The sequence below is a fragment of the Cognaticolwellia aestuarii genome, assembly GCF_002000025.1.
Lineage (GTDB): Bacteria > Pseudomonadota > Gammaproteobacteria > Enterobacterales > Alteromonadaceae > Cognaticolwellia > Cognaticolwellia aestuarii.
Genome location: NZ_MUZV01000004.1, coordinates 245,766 through 261,010, shown reverse-complemented (window position 1 = coordinate 261,010; position 15,245 = coordinate 245,766). Strand labels below are relative to the sequence as shown.

Genomic DNA, 15,245 nt, shown 5'->3' with positions numbered 1-15,245 from the left:
TAACTTATTATGAAGCTACTGTTGTTGTTAAAACACATTGTGGCTTAATTTAACACGGTCTTTAGATAAAGCCTCAAAACTGTAAAGTTTTGGGGTTTTGTTTTTTTCATTGGCCGGTATAAACTCATCCTAATTGATAACGGCCTTCACTTTATGGGCTTTAAAGCTAAGAGAATAAGTATGACGATTGAAAGATTAGAAACTAAACAAAGAATGAGCAGAGTTGTTAAACATAATGGTACCATTTATTTATGTGGTCAAGTGGCGGCTGATGCGACTAAAGATATTACCGAGCAAACGCAAACCATGCTTGCTAAAGTTGATGAATTATTACTGCAAGCGGGCAGTGATAGAAAGCATCTTTTATCGGCAACTATTTATGTTAAAGACATGAGTTACTTTGCCCAAATGAATGCAGTGTGGGATGCTTGGATACCCGAAGGTTTTGCGCCTGCGCGTGCTTGTGTAGCCGCTAAAATGGCCAGAGAAGCTTTATTAGTTGAAATTTCAGTGGTTGCAGCTGAAATATAAATAGCAGTAGATATTGCTGTTGGCAATTATAGCTAACTACTTTATAGCAAGAATTTTATTAACGGAGTGAGTTTTGAACCTTTCTAATCAATATTATGCACTAGGGAAGAATTTCTACCAAGAAACGCTACCTACTGCCGTTGCCGAGCCTGTGTTGTTGCTTTGGAATGATCCGCTAGCAGATTCTCTAGGTATTAGCCTATCGGCAGAAGCAGATAACGAATTACTGGCACAGTATTTCTCTGGAAACCAATTGATTGAGGGCAGTAAACCGATAGCTCAAGCGTACTCTGGACATCAATTTGGTCACTTTAACCCACAACTGGGTGATGGCCGCGCGCATTTATTGGGTGATTTAACTGATGAGTATGGCAGTACTTGGGATATACAACTGAAAGGCTCTGGCACAAGTTTTTTCTCACGTAGTGGTGATGGTCGTTGTGCGCTAGGGCCTGCATTACGTGAGTTTATTATGAGTGAGGCAATGCATGCTTTAGGAGTACCTACAACACGATGCTTAGCGGTAGTTGCTACTGGTCAGGCGGTATATCGAGAGCGGGCTTTACCCGGTGCGATAGTCACCCGCATTGCCTCAAGTCATATACGAGTGGGGACCTTTCAGTTTTTTGCTGCACGGCAAGATTTTCAGTCGTTGAAAAAGCTCACTCGCTTTGCTATTGAACGTCACTTTCCTGAGATAAAACTCGTAAAAGTAGAAAATTCAAAGCTAGATGAACCTTTACTCAGTAGCGAAAATATTCTTGATTTTTTTACTGCGGTGCTCAACAAACAAGTGACCTTAGTGGTTTCATGGTTACGTGTTGGTTTTCTTCATGGTGTGATGAATACTGATAACACCGCTATTTCCGGTGAAACCATTGATTACGGACCATGCGCTATGATGAATAATTATCATAGTGGTACCGTTTTTAGCTCAATCGATAGAAATGGACGTTATGCTTTTGGTAATCAAAGTAAAATAATACAGTGGAATATGGCGCGTCTCGCCGATTGCTTATTGCCACTTGTTAACGAAGATGAAGACATAGCGTTAGCTAAAATCACGCCTTTGTTACAGCAATTTGCTAATGACCTACAGTACCGTTATTTTGAAATGATGGTGAATAAATTAGGTATTGCTGAGTTAGCTGAAGGTGATATAGAGCTGGTTAATGATCTACTAAGGTTAATGCAAGATGAGCAATTAGATTACACCTTGCATTTTAATCACTTAGCTGAAAACTTAACGCAAACCGCGGTTGATGATTTTCTTAATGATATCGAAAAAATGGAGACTCAAGCGCAAGATCAATGGCAGCTTTGGTTAGCACGTTGGTATCGCCGAATTTCTGATGATGTCGCGGCAACAAAACGCTTGATGGAAAGAAATAACCCGCTCGTTATCCCGAGAAACCATCATGTTGAAGCCGTTTTAGAATCAGCTCAAGAAAGTGGAGATTTGTCAGCTTTGCATGAGTTTTTAACGGTATTACAGCAACCTTATAGTCATATAGCCAGCACTGAAAAATACCAAGACGTGCCTTGCGGTGGTGATGAAAATTATCATACCTTCTGTGGTACTTAAGCTCGAGGTGTTTATTAATCTTCCGTCAGGCTTGAATAAACCTCAAAAAGCGGTCGACCAATCTTGAGATAAATCCATTATTAACTCTAGCTTTACTAACTAAAGCTAAACTGCAATTAAGTTTAGCTTTAGGGGGGTTATCGGTTTCATTGCCGTTTTCATCTTAAAATTCATCCATGCTTTCAGGCCACCATCATTTGCAGTACCCCCCAAACATCAACACCAACATTAAATCATTAATTGTATAGCTTTGTTATTTAAGTGTTTAGCGCACTAAAGCTAGATCTGAAGAGTTATTGACCCTAACGAGAACCATTAGCAATACGTTTAACGCATTAACTTAGTTTTTTGAGGGAAATAGAAAGTTATGTCATTAACTGTAAGTTGTGTAAATGAGGTAACTGTCTGTTTTCTTTACATTTAGCTTATTCATTATACTGGTTTGTTTTTATCTTATTGTTTTGTAATGATATTTTTTTTGGGAATGATTTTTGCTTTCGAGAGATTTGAAATATTTTTACTTTAATTATCAATGTAATACTAGAAGGATTTTCTTTTGAATTTAAAAAAATTATTACTTACCACTGTGTTGGCTTTAGGCTCAGCGTCAGCGTCAGCTTCACTCATTACTAATGGTTTGGGCGGAACTGCCGGCTTTGGTGAAGGTACGCTGTCAGCAAACGATGATGATTCAACTGCATTTTTGGATCTGTCGAGTGTTTTTTCTGGCGGCTTAAATTTTTTTGGTACCCGTTATACCGGCTTATATTTAAATAATAACGGTAATGTTACTTTTGACAACGTGCTGTCTACCTTTACGCCTCCGGCTTTAAACGGGAATACCTCTAACCCTATTATTGCACCATTTTTTGCTGATGTTGATACCAGAGGAGGTGCTGTAGCAGCAACACCAGGCGGTAATTCAACAGGCTCTAACCTAGTTTATTGGGATTTAGATACTGTTAACAATACTTTTACCGCTACTTGGGATGATGTTGGCTATTTTAGCAGCCAAACAGGTCTTTTAAATAGCTTTCAATTAGCTTTGATTGACCAAGGTAGCGGTGATTTTGATATTGAATTTCGCTATGAAGACTTGAACTGGACAACGGGTAACGCAAGTGATGGTGTCAATGGTTTAGGTGGTACGGTTGCTCGTTCGGGTTATAGCTCTGGTAATGGCACTGACTTTAATGAATTAAGCGCTTCGGGCAATCAAGATCAAATGCTAGCTTTGACCGACACTTCGAATGTCGGCATTGCCGGTTTATATCGTTTTGAGGTGAGAAACGGTCAAGTTGCACCTCCAACATCGGTTCCTGAGCCTTCTACATTAGCCGTTTTCGCGTTAGGTTTAATGGGGCTTATTAGTCGACGTTTTGCTAAAAAATAACGATTTGATATATATAAGTAAGTGTAAGTAAATTTACATATTTGTTATCAGCCTCACTTTAAAGTGGGGCTTTTTATGTTCTGAAATAGTATATTAGAGGCCTGAAATATCTTACTTAGATGACCAATATGCCAAACAGTAGACTACAGCAATCATTAAAAAACACCTTTGGTTTTGACGAGTTTAGAAGTGGGCAAGAGCAAACAATATCGCAATTACTTGAGGGAAACTCTTCCTTAGCTATTTTCCCTACTGGTGCAGGCAAGTCGCTGTGTTATCAATTGGCAGCTGTTAATTTGCCTCACCTAACCTTAGTGGTATCGCCATTATTAGCTTTGATGAAAGATCAGTTGGCATTTTTACATGCAAAGGGAATTCCTGCCGCTAGCATTGACTCAACATTATCATTTGAACAAAGCCAGAAAATTACCCAAGATGTTCGTTCGGGACACATTAAGATTTTAATGGTGTCAGTTGAACGCTTTAAAAATGAACGTTTTCGTCAGTTTATTGAGTCGGTTGCCATTTCTATGCTGGTGGTAGATGAAGCGCATTGTATTTCTGAATGGGGCCATAACTTTAGGCCTGACTACCTCAAGTTGCCGCGTTACCGCCAAGCGCTAAATATTCCTTTAGTACTGTTATTAACGGCAACGGCGACGAAAGAAGTTAAGCAAGATATGGCAAATAAATTTGCCATATTACCTTCGCATATTGTTCAAACAGGCTTCTATCGAAGTAATTTAGACTTATCGGTTTTACCTGTTAATGAAAAACAAAAAAATCAGCGCTTGCTTGATGTGATAGCACAGCACGATGGTAGTGGCATTGTTTATGTTACTTTACAACATACTGCGGAGCAGGTGGCTGACTTTTTACAACGACAAGGATTGCAAGCACAAGCATATCATGCGGGCTTTAAAGATGATGTTAGGCAAAAAGTCCAACAAGACTTTATGCAAGGTAACGTTCGTATTGTTGTTGCCACAATTGCTTTTGGTATGGGGATCGATAAAGCAGATATTCGTTTTGTTATTCATTACGACTTACCGAAATCAATTGAAAACTATAGTCAAGAAATTGGACGAGCTGGAAGAGATAAGCGCAACTCAGCTTGTTACACACTGGCAAATCTTGATGGTTTACACACAGTAGAAAATTTTGTTTATGCTGACACACCAGAGCGCTCGAGTATTGATTATGTTTTAAAAAACATTCGTAGTGAAGTGCAATATGGACAATGGGAATTACAAATACTTACCTTATCGAATGCTAGTAATATTAAGCAGTTACCACTTAAAACTTTGTTGGTTCAATTAGAGCTACTCGGTGTTCTGGATGCTAAGTTTAGTTATTTTGCTGACTTTAAATTCAAGTTTGTTACCCCAAAAGAACAAATTATAAATAGCTTTAACCCTGAAAGAGCTGAGTTTTTAAGGCAAGTGTTCAGCTGTGCAAAAATGAAAAAAATCTGGGGTGAACCTGACTTTGAATTAATGCACAGTCGTTATAATGCGCCGAGAAAGAGAATTGTTTCAGCACTAGAGTATTTAGCAGAGCAACAGCATATTATTTTGGAAACTAAAAAAGCCACTGAAGTTTTTGCTGTTAATAGTACAGCGCTAGATAGTCATGACTTAGCGGTAAGGCTTTATGATTACTTTTTAGCAAAAGAACAGTCAGAAATTAAACGCATTAGCCGCTTAGTGGCGTTTTTTCAAAGTAATCTTTGTTTAACTAAGCAATTGTCAGATTACTTTGATGATTTATTAGCGCCCGAAAATTGCGGTCATTGTTCCGTGTGTCGTGGTCAGGTTGCTATATTGCCATATTCGAATAGTCAGGCAAATGTCAGCACTGACATGATTGCATTAGCAATTAGCCAATTACAAGAGCATTTTGAGGCACTAAAAAATACTAGTCTAGCAGTACCGCAACAGCTGTCTAGCGAAACCATTTGCCGATTTTTATCTGGTATGAGTATGCCACTCTTTACTCGTGCTAAAGTGCGAAAGTTGAGTTACTTTGGGGTTTGCCAGCATATGCGTTATGCCGAAATTAAACAGCATGTAGTGGATTACTTAGCGTAAGCTATTACCATAAAAAAAGGCACTTTTCAGTGCCTTTATATTTCAGGTATACGGTTAAGTTAATTTGCTTTTATCGTTCATCTAATGCTTATAGCAATAGTCATCAGACTATTTAGTGCAGACAGGTGTGTTCAATTAGCAGAGCTTAACGTTAACCATTTAAGCCTAGTGGCTATGACCACAACCGCCTTCTGCATGTACATGACCATGCGCTAATTCTTCTTCCGTCGCATCACGCACGGCTAGTATTTCGACATCAAATTTTAAATCAATGCCAGCTAAAGGGTGGTTGCCATCGACAGTAATTTCATCTTCAGTTACGTCGATAACAATAACGGTTTGTTCACCTTCATCAGTGGTCGCGCGAAGCTGACTTCCGACCTCTAAATCTTCAATACCGGCAAACATTTCTTTAGGTACTGTTTGCACAAAGCCATCTTCTCGTTGTCCGTAGGCATTTTCAGCACTGACTTCAACCTCGAATTTATCTCCTGCTTGGTGTTCAACTAAAGCTTCTTCTAAGCCAGGAATAAGGTAATGAGAGCCTTGGATTACGGATAATGGCTCATGATCGTATGAACTATCAATTAATGTGTCTTCGCTATCAGATACTGCGTAATGCAGTACAACAACTTTGTTGTCGGTAATTTTCATATTATGTCCTAGTCAAGGTCTGTGTTTAATTTATAAGGTAAGGCGAGTATGGTTAAAGTTGCATCTTGAGATTTAATGCGCAGCTCAGTGCTTTCATCTATATCGTTGGCTAAAACACCTTGAATATAGCTATGTTTATTATCTGCTTGGTAAACGGCTAAAACATCACCAGCTTTACGCCAATTATCACCAAGCTTTTTCTCTATAATATCGCCTGCTTTGGCAACGACATCTATGCCCTCAAGGGCAAACAGCGCACGTTTGTTTTTACCTAAATACTGCATACGAGCAACGGTTTCTTGTCCTAAGTAACAACCTTTAGTAAAGCTAATGCCGTTAATCGCCTGAAGGTTTAGCATTTGTGGTACATATTCGCCGACATATTGTGTCGAAAGCAGTGGAAACCCTGCAGTGATTTCGAGTAAATCCCACAACATAGAGCTATATACCGGTAACTTAAGTGCTGAAGAAATTGTTGAGATAGCCTCACTATTATCAATAATAAGATAGCGACTGATATTGCCAGCAAGATAAACTAAGGTGGTGTCATTAACTTGAATAACCGGCGTTAATGCATCAGGTATTTGCTGAAAAAGCTCAGTTAATTTCACTGAAGCTTGCTCACCGACAACCGCCAAATAAGCATGTTCACTATCCTGAGTTATCTCAACTTTAGCGAAAACACCAAATTTTTTAAGTTCAGCTAATGATTGTTCAATAGAGTCCTTTTTTTGTAAGAGTAAAAGCTTGTCTTGACGCGCGAGTAACCGGAATGCAGAAAACACTTTTCCTTTGGCATTACAATGTGCACCATTAAGCAGCTTTTCATCGGTTAGCTTATCAACGTCACAGGTTACTTGGCCCTGTAAATATTTGACTTGCTCTTCACCTGACAGGGTAATTGCACTGATATTATCAAGCGTAATTGCAAATGCTGATGGCAATTCAGTATAACTAGGTAGATTATTATTTATCATATGGGTTATCCGGCAATGATGCAGAAAAAGGTTATTAACATCATAAGTGAGGACATTTATTCAAATTACAAGCAATTATCTTGTTTTATCTGCTACTTTACTTAGTGAGTGTTTATTAATTTTATGATCAATTCGTGGCTATTTTTACTGCTGATTTGTTAGAATATAGCGAGATTTAACTAAATTAGGGTGATGTATGACATTAATGGATAATAAACCTCGACTTCGTTGGGCTTGTCGACGTGGAATGCTAGAGTTAGATGTGCTTTTTATGCCATTTGTTGAAGAGGCATATGATGATTTATCTATTGAAAATAAAGCTATTTTCGAACGTTTATTAGAGTGTCAAGACCCTGAATTATTCGCCTGGTTTATGGGGCATGAAGTTTGTGAAGATAAAGACCTCAACGCCATGGTGCAATTTATATTACAGCGCGTCAAAGTATAATATTAAGGTATCGCCTTCGTTGTATAGGGCGATATTTAATTTATTATTTTACTTCGCGTTTACTTACCTTTTTTTAGCGATATTCATCGGATTAACTTTTTGGCTTTTCGCCGTTATTGGGCTTTTCTTTTGCTTCGCTGTTTATTTATATCGACAATTGCCAAGCCCACTAGCAAAAAAATACTTACTATTAATAACCTCTAGTAAGAATAAGGTTATAACAAACTTCTTGCTTTTTAAAACGGGTGAGTGTCAATTTTTTGCAGGAAAAACTGTAAAGCTATCAGCGAGTTCACAGCTTAACTTATGGGGCTATTGGCTAGTTTTTACTGCTAATGGTAGTCAGAGGTCTCAGCTGTTTATTTTTAAAGATAGCTTGTCGAAGCAAGATCAGGCGCGCTTGGCGCGCACAATCATGCGTGTAAAGTATCTTAAGGAGTAAGGGTTGTTATTTTAGCCTCACTAAGTAGCTCGGGATAATCAAGTGTGTAATGCAAACCACGGCTTTCTTTGCGATCCAAGGCTGAGCGAATAATTAATTCAGCTACTTGTACTAAGTTTCTTAATTCTAATAGGTTATTGCTGACTCTGAAGTTACAGTAATACTCGTCAATTTCACTCTGCAACAACTCTACGCGATGCAAAGCTCTTTCTAGGCGTTTTGTTGTTCTGACAATGCCAACAAAATCCCACATAAATAACCGTAGTTCGTGCCAGTTATGTTGAATAACGACTTCTTCGTCTGAGTCAGTAACTCTACTTTCATCCCAAAGTGGCAATTTAATGCAAGTTCTTTCTGCTACTAAGCTGTTTTCGATATCAATGGCTGCGGCTCTTGCGTAAACCAAACACTCAAGTAATGAGTTACTTGCCATGCGATTCGCGCCGTGCAGACCGGTATAAGCCACTTCACCAATGGCGTATAAGTTATCAACGTCAGTTTTACCTTGTTGGTTAATCATTACACCACCACAGGTATAGTGAGCGGCAGGTACTACCGGCATAGGCTGTTTTGTGATATCAATACCAAGGGCTAGTGTTCTTTCATAAATAGTCGGGAAGTGCTGCTTAATAAAGTCACTTGATTTATGGCTGATATCTAAATACATGCAATCAGCGCCTAAACGTTTCATTTCGAAGTCGATTGCTCGGGCAACAATATCGCGTGGAGCTAACTCAGCACGTTCATCAAAGCTTGGCATGAAGCGGCTACCGTCAGGGCGCAGTAAAACAGCACCTTCGCCTCTTAAGGCTTCAGTTAATAAAAAAGTACCAGCATCAGGATGAAATAGGCAGGTAGGGTGGAACTGATTAAATTCCATATTGGCAACCCGACAACCCGCACGCCATGCCATGGCAATACCATCACCACTGGCAACGTCAGGGTTTGAAGTGTATTGGTAAACTTTACTTGCGCCTCCCGTTGCTAAAATTGTTTTTTGTGCGAAAACGCTTTCAACATGCTCGTCATTTCGATTCCATACATAAGCTCCAATACAAGCACGCTCAGTACTGTTTTCGTTTTGCTGGTAAACGAGATCAATAGCGTTATAACGCTCAAAAATTCGAATACGACGGTGGTTTTTTACTTGCGATACTAGGGTAGTCTGAATTGCCGCGCCGGTTGCATCTGCTGAGTGCAGAATTCTGCGGTGACTATGGCCACCTTCTCGAGTTAAATGATAACGAATATCGCCGTTTTCTGTTGGCACATCCTGATCAAAACTAACGCCTTTATCAATCAACCACTCTAAGCAGCTTTTAGCATTTTCAGCCGTGTATTGCACTGCCGCCTCATCACAGAGCCCCGCACCTGCGACTAAGGTGTCGGCTACATGTGATGCAACGCTATCATTTTCATCGAACACAGCTGCAACGCCACCTTGCGCATAAAATGTAGAGCCATCGTTAACTTGACCTTTGCTGATGATAATAACATCGGCATTTTTTGCTAAATGCAGTGCAAGTGATAATCCTGCGGCGCCACTGCCAATAATTAAAACGTCACAATTGTGTTGTTGATTCATATATTCTTGGAATTGAGGTACAATAATTGATAACTCAATACTAACTTTTATTGTAGTTACAGAACAGCATAAAACTATTTTTATAAATAAAATTTAATTTTTTTCAATATTTATCGAACTTTTTAACACAAGGCTAGTCCTACTTGTTGCGTTTGCCATGAGCCAGATGTAAACCAGATGTAGATAAGTTAAATAATGGTGAGTAGGAGATACGGCTCAAATGAGCGAACAGAACGTTGACCAAAAGTTGGTTGAGCGGGTACAACGTGGTGATAAAAACGCATTTAACCTGCTGGTAATTAAATACCAACATAAAGTAGCAAATTTGGTTTCTCGCTATGTCAAAAACCATAGTGATGTACCTGACATAGTACAAGAAGCATTTATTAAAGCTTATCGAGCTTTACCTAATTTTCGAGGTGATAGTGCTTTTTATACTTGGTTATATCGCATTGCAGTTAATTGTGCGAAAAACCACTTAGTTGCTGGAGGGCGCAAACCTCCTGGTTCAGATATTGAAGTTGAAGATGCAGAAATGTATGACTCTGGTGATGCGTTGCGAGAAAATGCCTCACCAGAAAAGTTATTGCTGACTAATGAAATTAAAGAAGTCGTTTTTAAGACCATAGAACAATTGCCGGAAGATTTGCGTACAGCAATCAATTTGCGAGAGTTAGAGGGCTTAAGTTACGAAGAAATTGCAACGGTTATGGACTGTCCTGTTGGGACTGTACGTTCGAGAATATTTAGAGCACGTGATGCTGTAGATAAAAAAATTAAGCCATTGTTGCAGCAATAATATGAGTAGGACTGTTTAATCTATTTTTTATTAGGCAGTCGTAATTAATGAATGTTAGTTTTAAGGTGTCATTATGAGTGAAAATAAGTCTGAGACAGTGTCGTCGGTTGTTGATAACTATCAAGCCAATGATGAATTATTTGAGGAATTGCTCAATGACTCTGAACTGTCAGCGACCTGGGGACGTTATCATTTAATGGGTGATGTGATGCGCGGTGAAAATTCTGATGTGATTAATCTCGAGTTATCATCACAAATTGCTGCCGCTATTGCAGACGAACCGACTATTTTAGCCCCTCGTACTGCTAATAATTTCACGAGTAAGGTTAAAGCCAAGGTTGTTCAGTTTGCTAAACCTTTTGGCCAGATGGCGATAGCTGCATCTGCTGCGGGTTTGATGGTAATGGGTGTCCAACAGAATGCTGTTGATAGCAATGATGCATTACCGATTACTCAAGTTGTAAAACCTATACCACTGGGTGGTATTGCCGAGCCAGTTAGCTTAAACTTTCAACCGAATAGTCGTACCAGTGAAAAGCAAGCTTTTGTTGAGCAACAACGACGCTTTCAAGCACTATTATCAGATCATCAACAACAAATAAAATTGAGTTCAGTTGATGTAAATAACACACTTCAACAAGAAAAGGCTGAAGAACCAGCTAAATGAAATTAATATCTAGTCTGTTGCTAATGGTTAGCATTAGCACATCAGTAGCAGCTGCTGAAAATGAACCTGCTGAACCTTGGCTTGAACGTCTAGCCAATTCTTTACAAACGCTTAACTTTAGCACGTCTTTTGTGGTCGTTAAAAATAATCAAGCCGAGCCTTATCATTGGTTTCATGGTGTTGATGAAAGTGGCGATGAGTTAGAAATATTATCTTTACTCAATGGGCCTCGCCGAGATGTGTTACGCAAGAAAAATACCGTTAGTTATATCGAACCAGAGCTGCCTCCCTATTCAGTTACCTCACAGCAAATAAGCGGTCCTATTCCGGCTATTTTACGTGGCGACGTTGGTAAGCTTGCGCAAACATATGATTTTATTTCTGTTGGTCGTAGTCGTGTATTAGGTCGTCCAGCACAGCTCATTCGTATTGTCTCTAAGGACCCGTACCGCTATGGACATTGGTTGTGGTTAGATCAAAAGACTGGCATGTTATTAAAGCTTGCCTTAGTGAATCGAACTGGACAATTACTTGAGCAAATACAATTTACCCATCTGGATATCACGTCAGAGTTAGGTGAAAGTTTAGTACAATTACAGCAAACAACATTACCAAAAACCATCGAAATACCAGAAGGTTATCAAGAGCAAAAGCTACAGTGGCAAGTCAACTGGTTACCAGAAGGATTCGCACGTATTAATGCTAACCGTCATCGCATTTCAGCGACAAAGAAACCAGTTGAATTTATGCTTTTTACTGACGGATTGATAGATGTTTCAGTATACGTTAACCCAAGTGATGGCAACCAACGTGCTACTGATTATGTAATGGATGGCGCAACAGCGGTTTTGAACCAAGTTATTAATGGTTTTGAAGTCAGTGTTGTAGGTAAAATACCGGCTAAAACGGCCAAAGCTATTGCTGACTCAGTTGTACTTACACCACAGGTTGCACCATGATCGAAGAACAAGCTACTGTTGTGGCGATTAATGATAATAACGTTACGGTTACTAGCGATATTAAATCTGCTTGTAGTGGCTGTCAGCAAGTTGATAATTGTGGTAGTGGTCAAGTAGCAAAAGCATTTCCACAAAAAAAACTCTCGATGAATTTAATTTCAACACTGCCGTTGCAATTAGGTGACAAAGTTATTATTGGCTTAAATGAGTCAGCTTTATTATCATCGGCACTACAAGTATATTTATGGCCTTTATTGGGGCTAATTATCGCTGCATGGTGCGGTCAGTATTTGATAAATGCAAATTATTTAGCGCATGAAGCTTTTGCTATTGTATTCGCCATAATGGGCGGTGTTGTTGGTTTTCTACTGGCTAAAAAACAACAAAGTAAATCAGAAAACTGTACCAAGTTAGCACCTAAAATTCTGCGCGTTGATAAACAGAAAATCCCTGTCGTTCATATTAACTAATGTTGGCAAGCTTGATTTCGACTCTTAGCTTGCTCTTCTCGTTTATACCTTTCTTAAAAAAGTCACAATTAGCATATATTACTATTATTTAAACTAAGGCTAATAACTACTTTCAATAACAATGCTGCTAGTCTTAAGTATAAGCAGAGTTGCCCGGATGACTTGTAGCATTGATTTTATTTTTACTGGTTTTTATAAAAAATGAAATTTACTTCACTGTCACTTGGTCTTAACTATCATCATATTTTTAACGGCAAAAGTAACAGTTCTTTTATGGATAGATTGAAAATTAATTCTCTTTTTCGTGGCAAATACCATTCAATCACTATTGGCATGTATCTTCTTTTTTACGGGCAGGTTGTTAGTGCAGAAGATAAAGCTATTGAGGTGATCGAGGTTTCGGGTCAAGCTATCATTAATCATGGCTTCTCTCCTAAAAACACTGCGATAAATGGACCATTTGGTGATGATTTAGCTTTAGCCGATATCGCACGATCAATGACGCCCATCACCAACGAAATGATGGAGCAGTTGAACATAACTGACTTACAAGACATTTTAGCCGTTACACCAAGTAGTTATGCTGCAAGCGGCTTTGGCGCACCAAGCTTACCTACCTTGCGTGGGCAATTAGGCGAACTTTTTCAAGACGGTATGCGTCGTCAAGCTGGTAATAACGGTTTTGGTGTACCGCTATCATTTAACTCAGTAGATCAACTTGATGTGATCAAAGGTGCACCACCGGTATTGTTTGGTAGTAGCCAACGCAATGGTGGCTTTGTAAATTTACAATCTAAACGCGCATCAACTGACAAAAGCCTAGCGAAAGTAAAACTTACTGCTGGTCGTTGGGATCAATACAGTGCACAACTTGATATTGCTGCTCCGATTGTTGAAGGTGAAAGTGGCTTTAGAATTAGCGCTGAACATGTTGATAATGGCAGCTTTTATGACTATTCAAGTTTTAAAAGTGATAGCTTTTATGCGGCCTTTCGTTTATTACCTGACAGCCAAAGCACATGGGATATCAACTTTGAATTATACCAAGTTGAATTTACCGACAATGCCGGTATTAATAGACCAACACAAGCATTAATTGATAGCGGCTTATATATAACCGGTCAAGGTGTGCAGCCTAACGGTAGCACCGTACCCGGTGCTGGTGCAGTAGTATCACCAACAGGACAAGTAAAAATTGCTCGCAGTACGGTACTAACCGATCCTGATAATGAAAACGAAGCGAAAACCTTCTTACTACATAGCATATACTCGCGTGAATTAACGAGCCAAATACGTTTAAAAAACACCACTTATTATCAACATTTAACGCGTGATGAAATTGCGCAAAATAGTTTTGTGGAAATTATAGACGGTGCTGATACCGCGCAAAACCGCCTTGAACTAAGTTATGATTGGAATAGCCAACAACAAACTATTTTAGCCTTTGACGTGCGCTACAATAAAGTACGCGGTTATAGTCAATTCACCACTGAAGCTGATGATCCTATTGATTTAACCGGTTCACTTGAAAATCGTCGTATTCCACTAACTATTGAACAGCAATCTAGATTAGTAGAACTTCGCCCTGGCTTATTTGTCTCACCGGGTGGTCAGTATGATATTAATAATGATAACGCTGGCGATTATTCGTTATCAGATACCACTGACTCAACAAGCTGGCAAACCGGTTTTGCCATTCAGCAAGACAGCCAGTGGAGCGAACGCTTACGAACAAATTTTGGTTATCGTATTGATTTTTATGATGTTGAAGCGCGCGACCCTATTGCTCCTACCGGACAAATAGCGGCACGAGATAGCATTAATGAGATATTGCATTCTGGCCAAGCGAGCATTAATTACAAGCTAAATGCTGACTTAACCGTTTATGCTGCAACAAGTTACAACGAAGCAACTTCAAATAGTATGGCCGGTGGTACTTCACTTGGCGCTGATAACTTAATTAGTGAGCAAAACTTTGCCACTGAAAATACATTAAATGAAGTGGGTATAAAGTATATTCCTGATAACAGTGCTTGGTATGTTGATGGCTCAGTGTTTAATCAACGTCGTAGTTTACGTAATCGCGATGGCAGCAACACAGGTATAAAAACCAAAGGTGTTGAACTGCAAGTGTTTTATGACGCTGCACCTTATTGGTTTAACATAGGGTATAGCTACCTTGATGCTCGTTACGATAACTCTTCAAGCAGCCAAAACTCTGGCCAAATTGCTGATGCTTTTGATAACTCTCGCCCTGATATTATTCAAGGTACTAGCGTAGGCGCACCAAACTTCACGGCTTTCGCTCCTTCTGAACGACGAGTACAAGGCATTCCGGAGCAAACATTAAGTGTTAATGGTGGAATTTATCTTACTGAATCATGGCAAGCAGGCTTTGCCGCATTATATACTTCAAGTTATCCACTGGATTTTTTAGCCACGGTCAATATACGTGACCAATACACGCTAGGCATTAATACGAGTTACCGTATTAATGAACAAACTAAACTACGTTTTGATATTAATAATGTCACCAACCAAAAGAATTGGCGCCCAGTGTTTGAAGGCGGATATTTTGGCTCTACCTTAGTTTTTCCTGAACTACCTGTTCATGCCAAACTCACTTTAACGCACAGTTTCTAAGG

General features: G+C 39.3%; 14 protein-coding genes. 11 read left to right on the top strand and 3 right to left on the bottom strand.

Annotated features, from left to right (window positions below; genetic code table 11):
• Positions 1-180: 180 nt before the first annotated feature.
• The 4 genes from B0169_RS08125 (at position 181) to B0169_RS08110 (ending at position 5,599) form a co-directional block, all read left to right on the top strand.
• Positions 181-531 carry a RidA family protein gene (locus B0169_RS08125; protein ID WP_077285453.1) on the top strand — a complete coding sequence of 117 codons (351 nt, stop codon included), beginning with the start codon at positions 181-183 and terminating at the stop codon, positions 529-531.
• Between the two features lie 73 nt (positions 532-604).
• Entirely contained in the window at positions 605-2,116 is a 1,512-nt protein-coding gene (locus B0169_RS08120; protein WP_077285452.1) for a protein adenylyltransferase SelO, read from the top strand.
• Between the two features lie 556 nt (positions 2,117-2,672).
• Positions 2,673-3,509 carry a nidogen-like domain-containing protein gene (locus B0169_RS08115; RefSeq protein ID WP_077285451.1) on the top strand — a complete coding sequence of 279 codons (837 nt, stop codon included), beginning with the start codon at positions 2,673-2,675 and terminating at the stop codon, positions 3,507-3,509.
• A 119-nt stretch (positions 3,510-3,628) separates the two neighbouring features.
• Positions 3,629-5,599 (top strand): RecQ family ATP-dependent DNA helicase, encoded by a 1,971-nt coding sequence (locus B0169_RS08110; RefSeq protein WP_077285450.1) that lies wholly within the window; start codon positions 3,629-3,631, stop codon positions 5,597-5,599.
• A gap of 165 nt (positions 5,600-5,764) precedes the next feature.
• Here B0169_RS08110 and B0169_RS08105 read toward each other — a convergent pair whose 3' ends face one another.
• Both B0169_RS08105 and ygfZ read right to left on the bottom strand, forming a co-directional pair.
• A complete protein-coding gene (locus B0169_RS08105; RefSeq protein WP_077285449.1) occupies positions 5,765-6,253 on the bottom strand; it encodes an FKBP-type peptidyl-prolyl cis-trans isomerase in 489 nt (162 codons plus the stop codon).
• Positions 6,254-6,261: 8 nt separating this feature from the next.
• Positions 6,262-7,230, bottom strand: a complete 969-nt coding sequence (gene ygfZ, locus B0169_RS08100) for a tRNA-modifying protein YgfZ (RefSeq protein WP_077285448.1) — start codon at positions 7,228-7,230, stop codon at positions 6,262-6,264.
• A 196-nt stretch (positions 7,231-7,426) separates the two neighbouring features.
• On the opposite strand from ygfZ, the gene B0169_RS08095 reads away from it, so the two are divergent.
• Positions 7,427-7,678, top strand: a complete 252-nt coding sequence (locus tag B0169_RS08095; protein ID WP_077285447.1) for an FAD assembly factor SdhE — start codon at positions 7,427-7,429, stop codon at positions 7,676-7,678.
• Positions 7,611-8,120 (top strand): protein YgfX, encoded by a 510-nt coding sequence (locus tag B0169_RS19730; protein ID WP_412842117.1) that lies wholly within the window; start codon positions 7,611-7,613, stop codon positions 8,118-8,120. Before B0169_RS08095 ends, B0169_RS19730 begins: the two co-directional genes overlap by 68 nt.
• On the opposite strand, the gene nadB is transcribed toward B0169_RS19730, so the two are convergent.
• Positions 8,110-9,705 (bottom strand): L-aspartate oxidase, encoded by a 1,596-nt coding sequence (nadB, locus tag B0169_RS08085; protein WP_077285445.1) that lies wholly within the window; start codon positions 9,703-9,705, stop codon positions 8,110-8,112. The genes B0169_RS19730 and nadB overlap by 11 nt on opposite strands.
• A 220-nt stretch (positions 9,706-9,925) precedes the next feature.
• Between nadB and rpoE the strand changes: the two genes are divergently transcribed.
• The 5 genes from rpoE to B0169_RS08060 all read left to right on the top strand — a co-directional run bounded on the left by rpoE (position 9,926) and on the right by B0169_RS08060 (position 15,243).
• A complete protein-coding gene (rpoE, locus tag B0169_RS08080) occupies positions 9,926-10,504 on the top strand; it encodes an RNA polymerase sigma factor RpoE (RefSeq protein WP_077285444.1) in 579 nt (192 codons plus the stop codon).
• Positions 10,505-10,577: 73 nt separating this feature from the next.
• A complete protein-coding gene (locus tag B0169_RS08075; protein ID WP_077285443.1) occupies positions 10,578-11,171 on the top strand; it encodes a sigma-E factor negative regulatory protein in 594 nt (197 codons plus the stop codon).
• Positions 11,168-12,130, top strand: coding sequence for a MucB/RseB C-terminal domain-containing protein (locus B0169_RS08070; protein WP_077285442.1), 963 nt, complete (start codon positions 11,168-11,170; stop codon positions 12,128-12,130). The genes B0169_RS08075 and B0169_RS08070 overlap by 4 nt, the downstream gene beginning before the upstream one ends.
• Positions 12,127-12,600, top strand: coding sequence for a SoxR reducing system RseC family protein (locus tag B0169_RS08065; protein ID WP_077285441.1), 474 nt, complete (start codon positions 12,127-12,129; stop codon positions 12,598-12,600). Before B0169_RS08070 ends, B0169_RS08065 begins: the two co-directional genes overlap by 4 nt.
• Positions 12,601-12,933: 333 nt before the next feature.
• Complete coding sequence (locus B0169_RS08060; protein WP_077285582.1) at positions 12,934-15,243, top strand: TonB-dependent receptor; 2,310 nt, start codon at positions 12,934-12,936, stop codon at positions 15,241-15,243.
• Positions 15,244-15,245 lie beyond the last annotated feature (2 nt).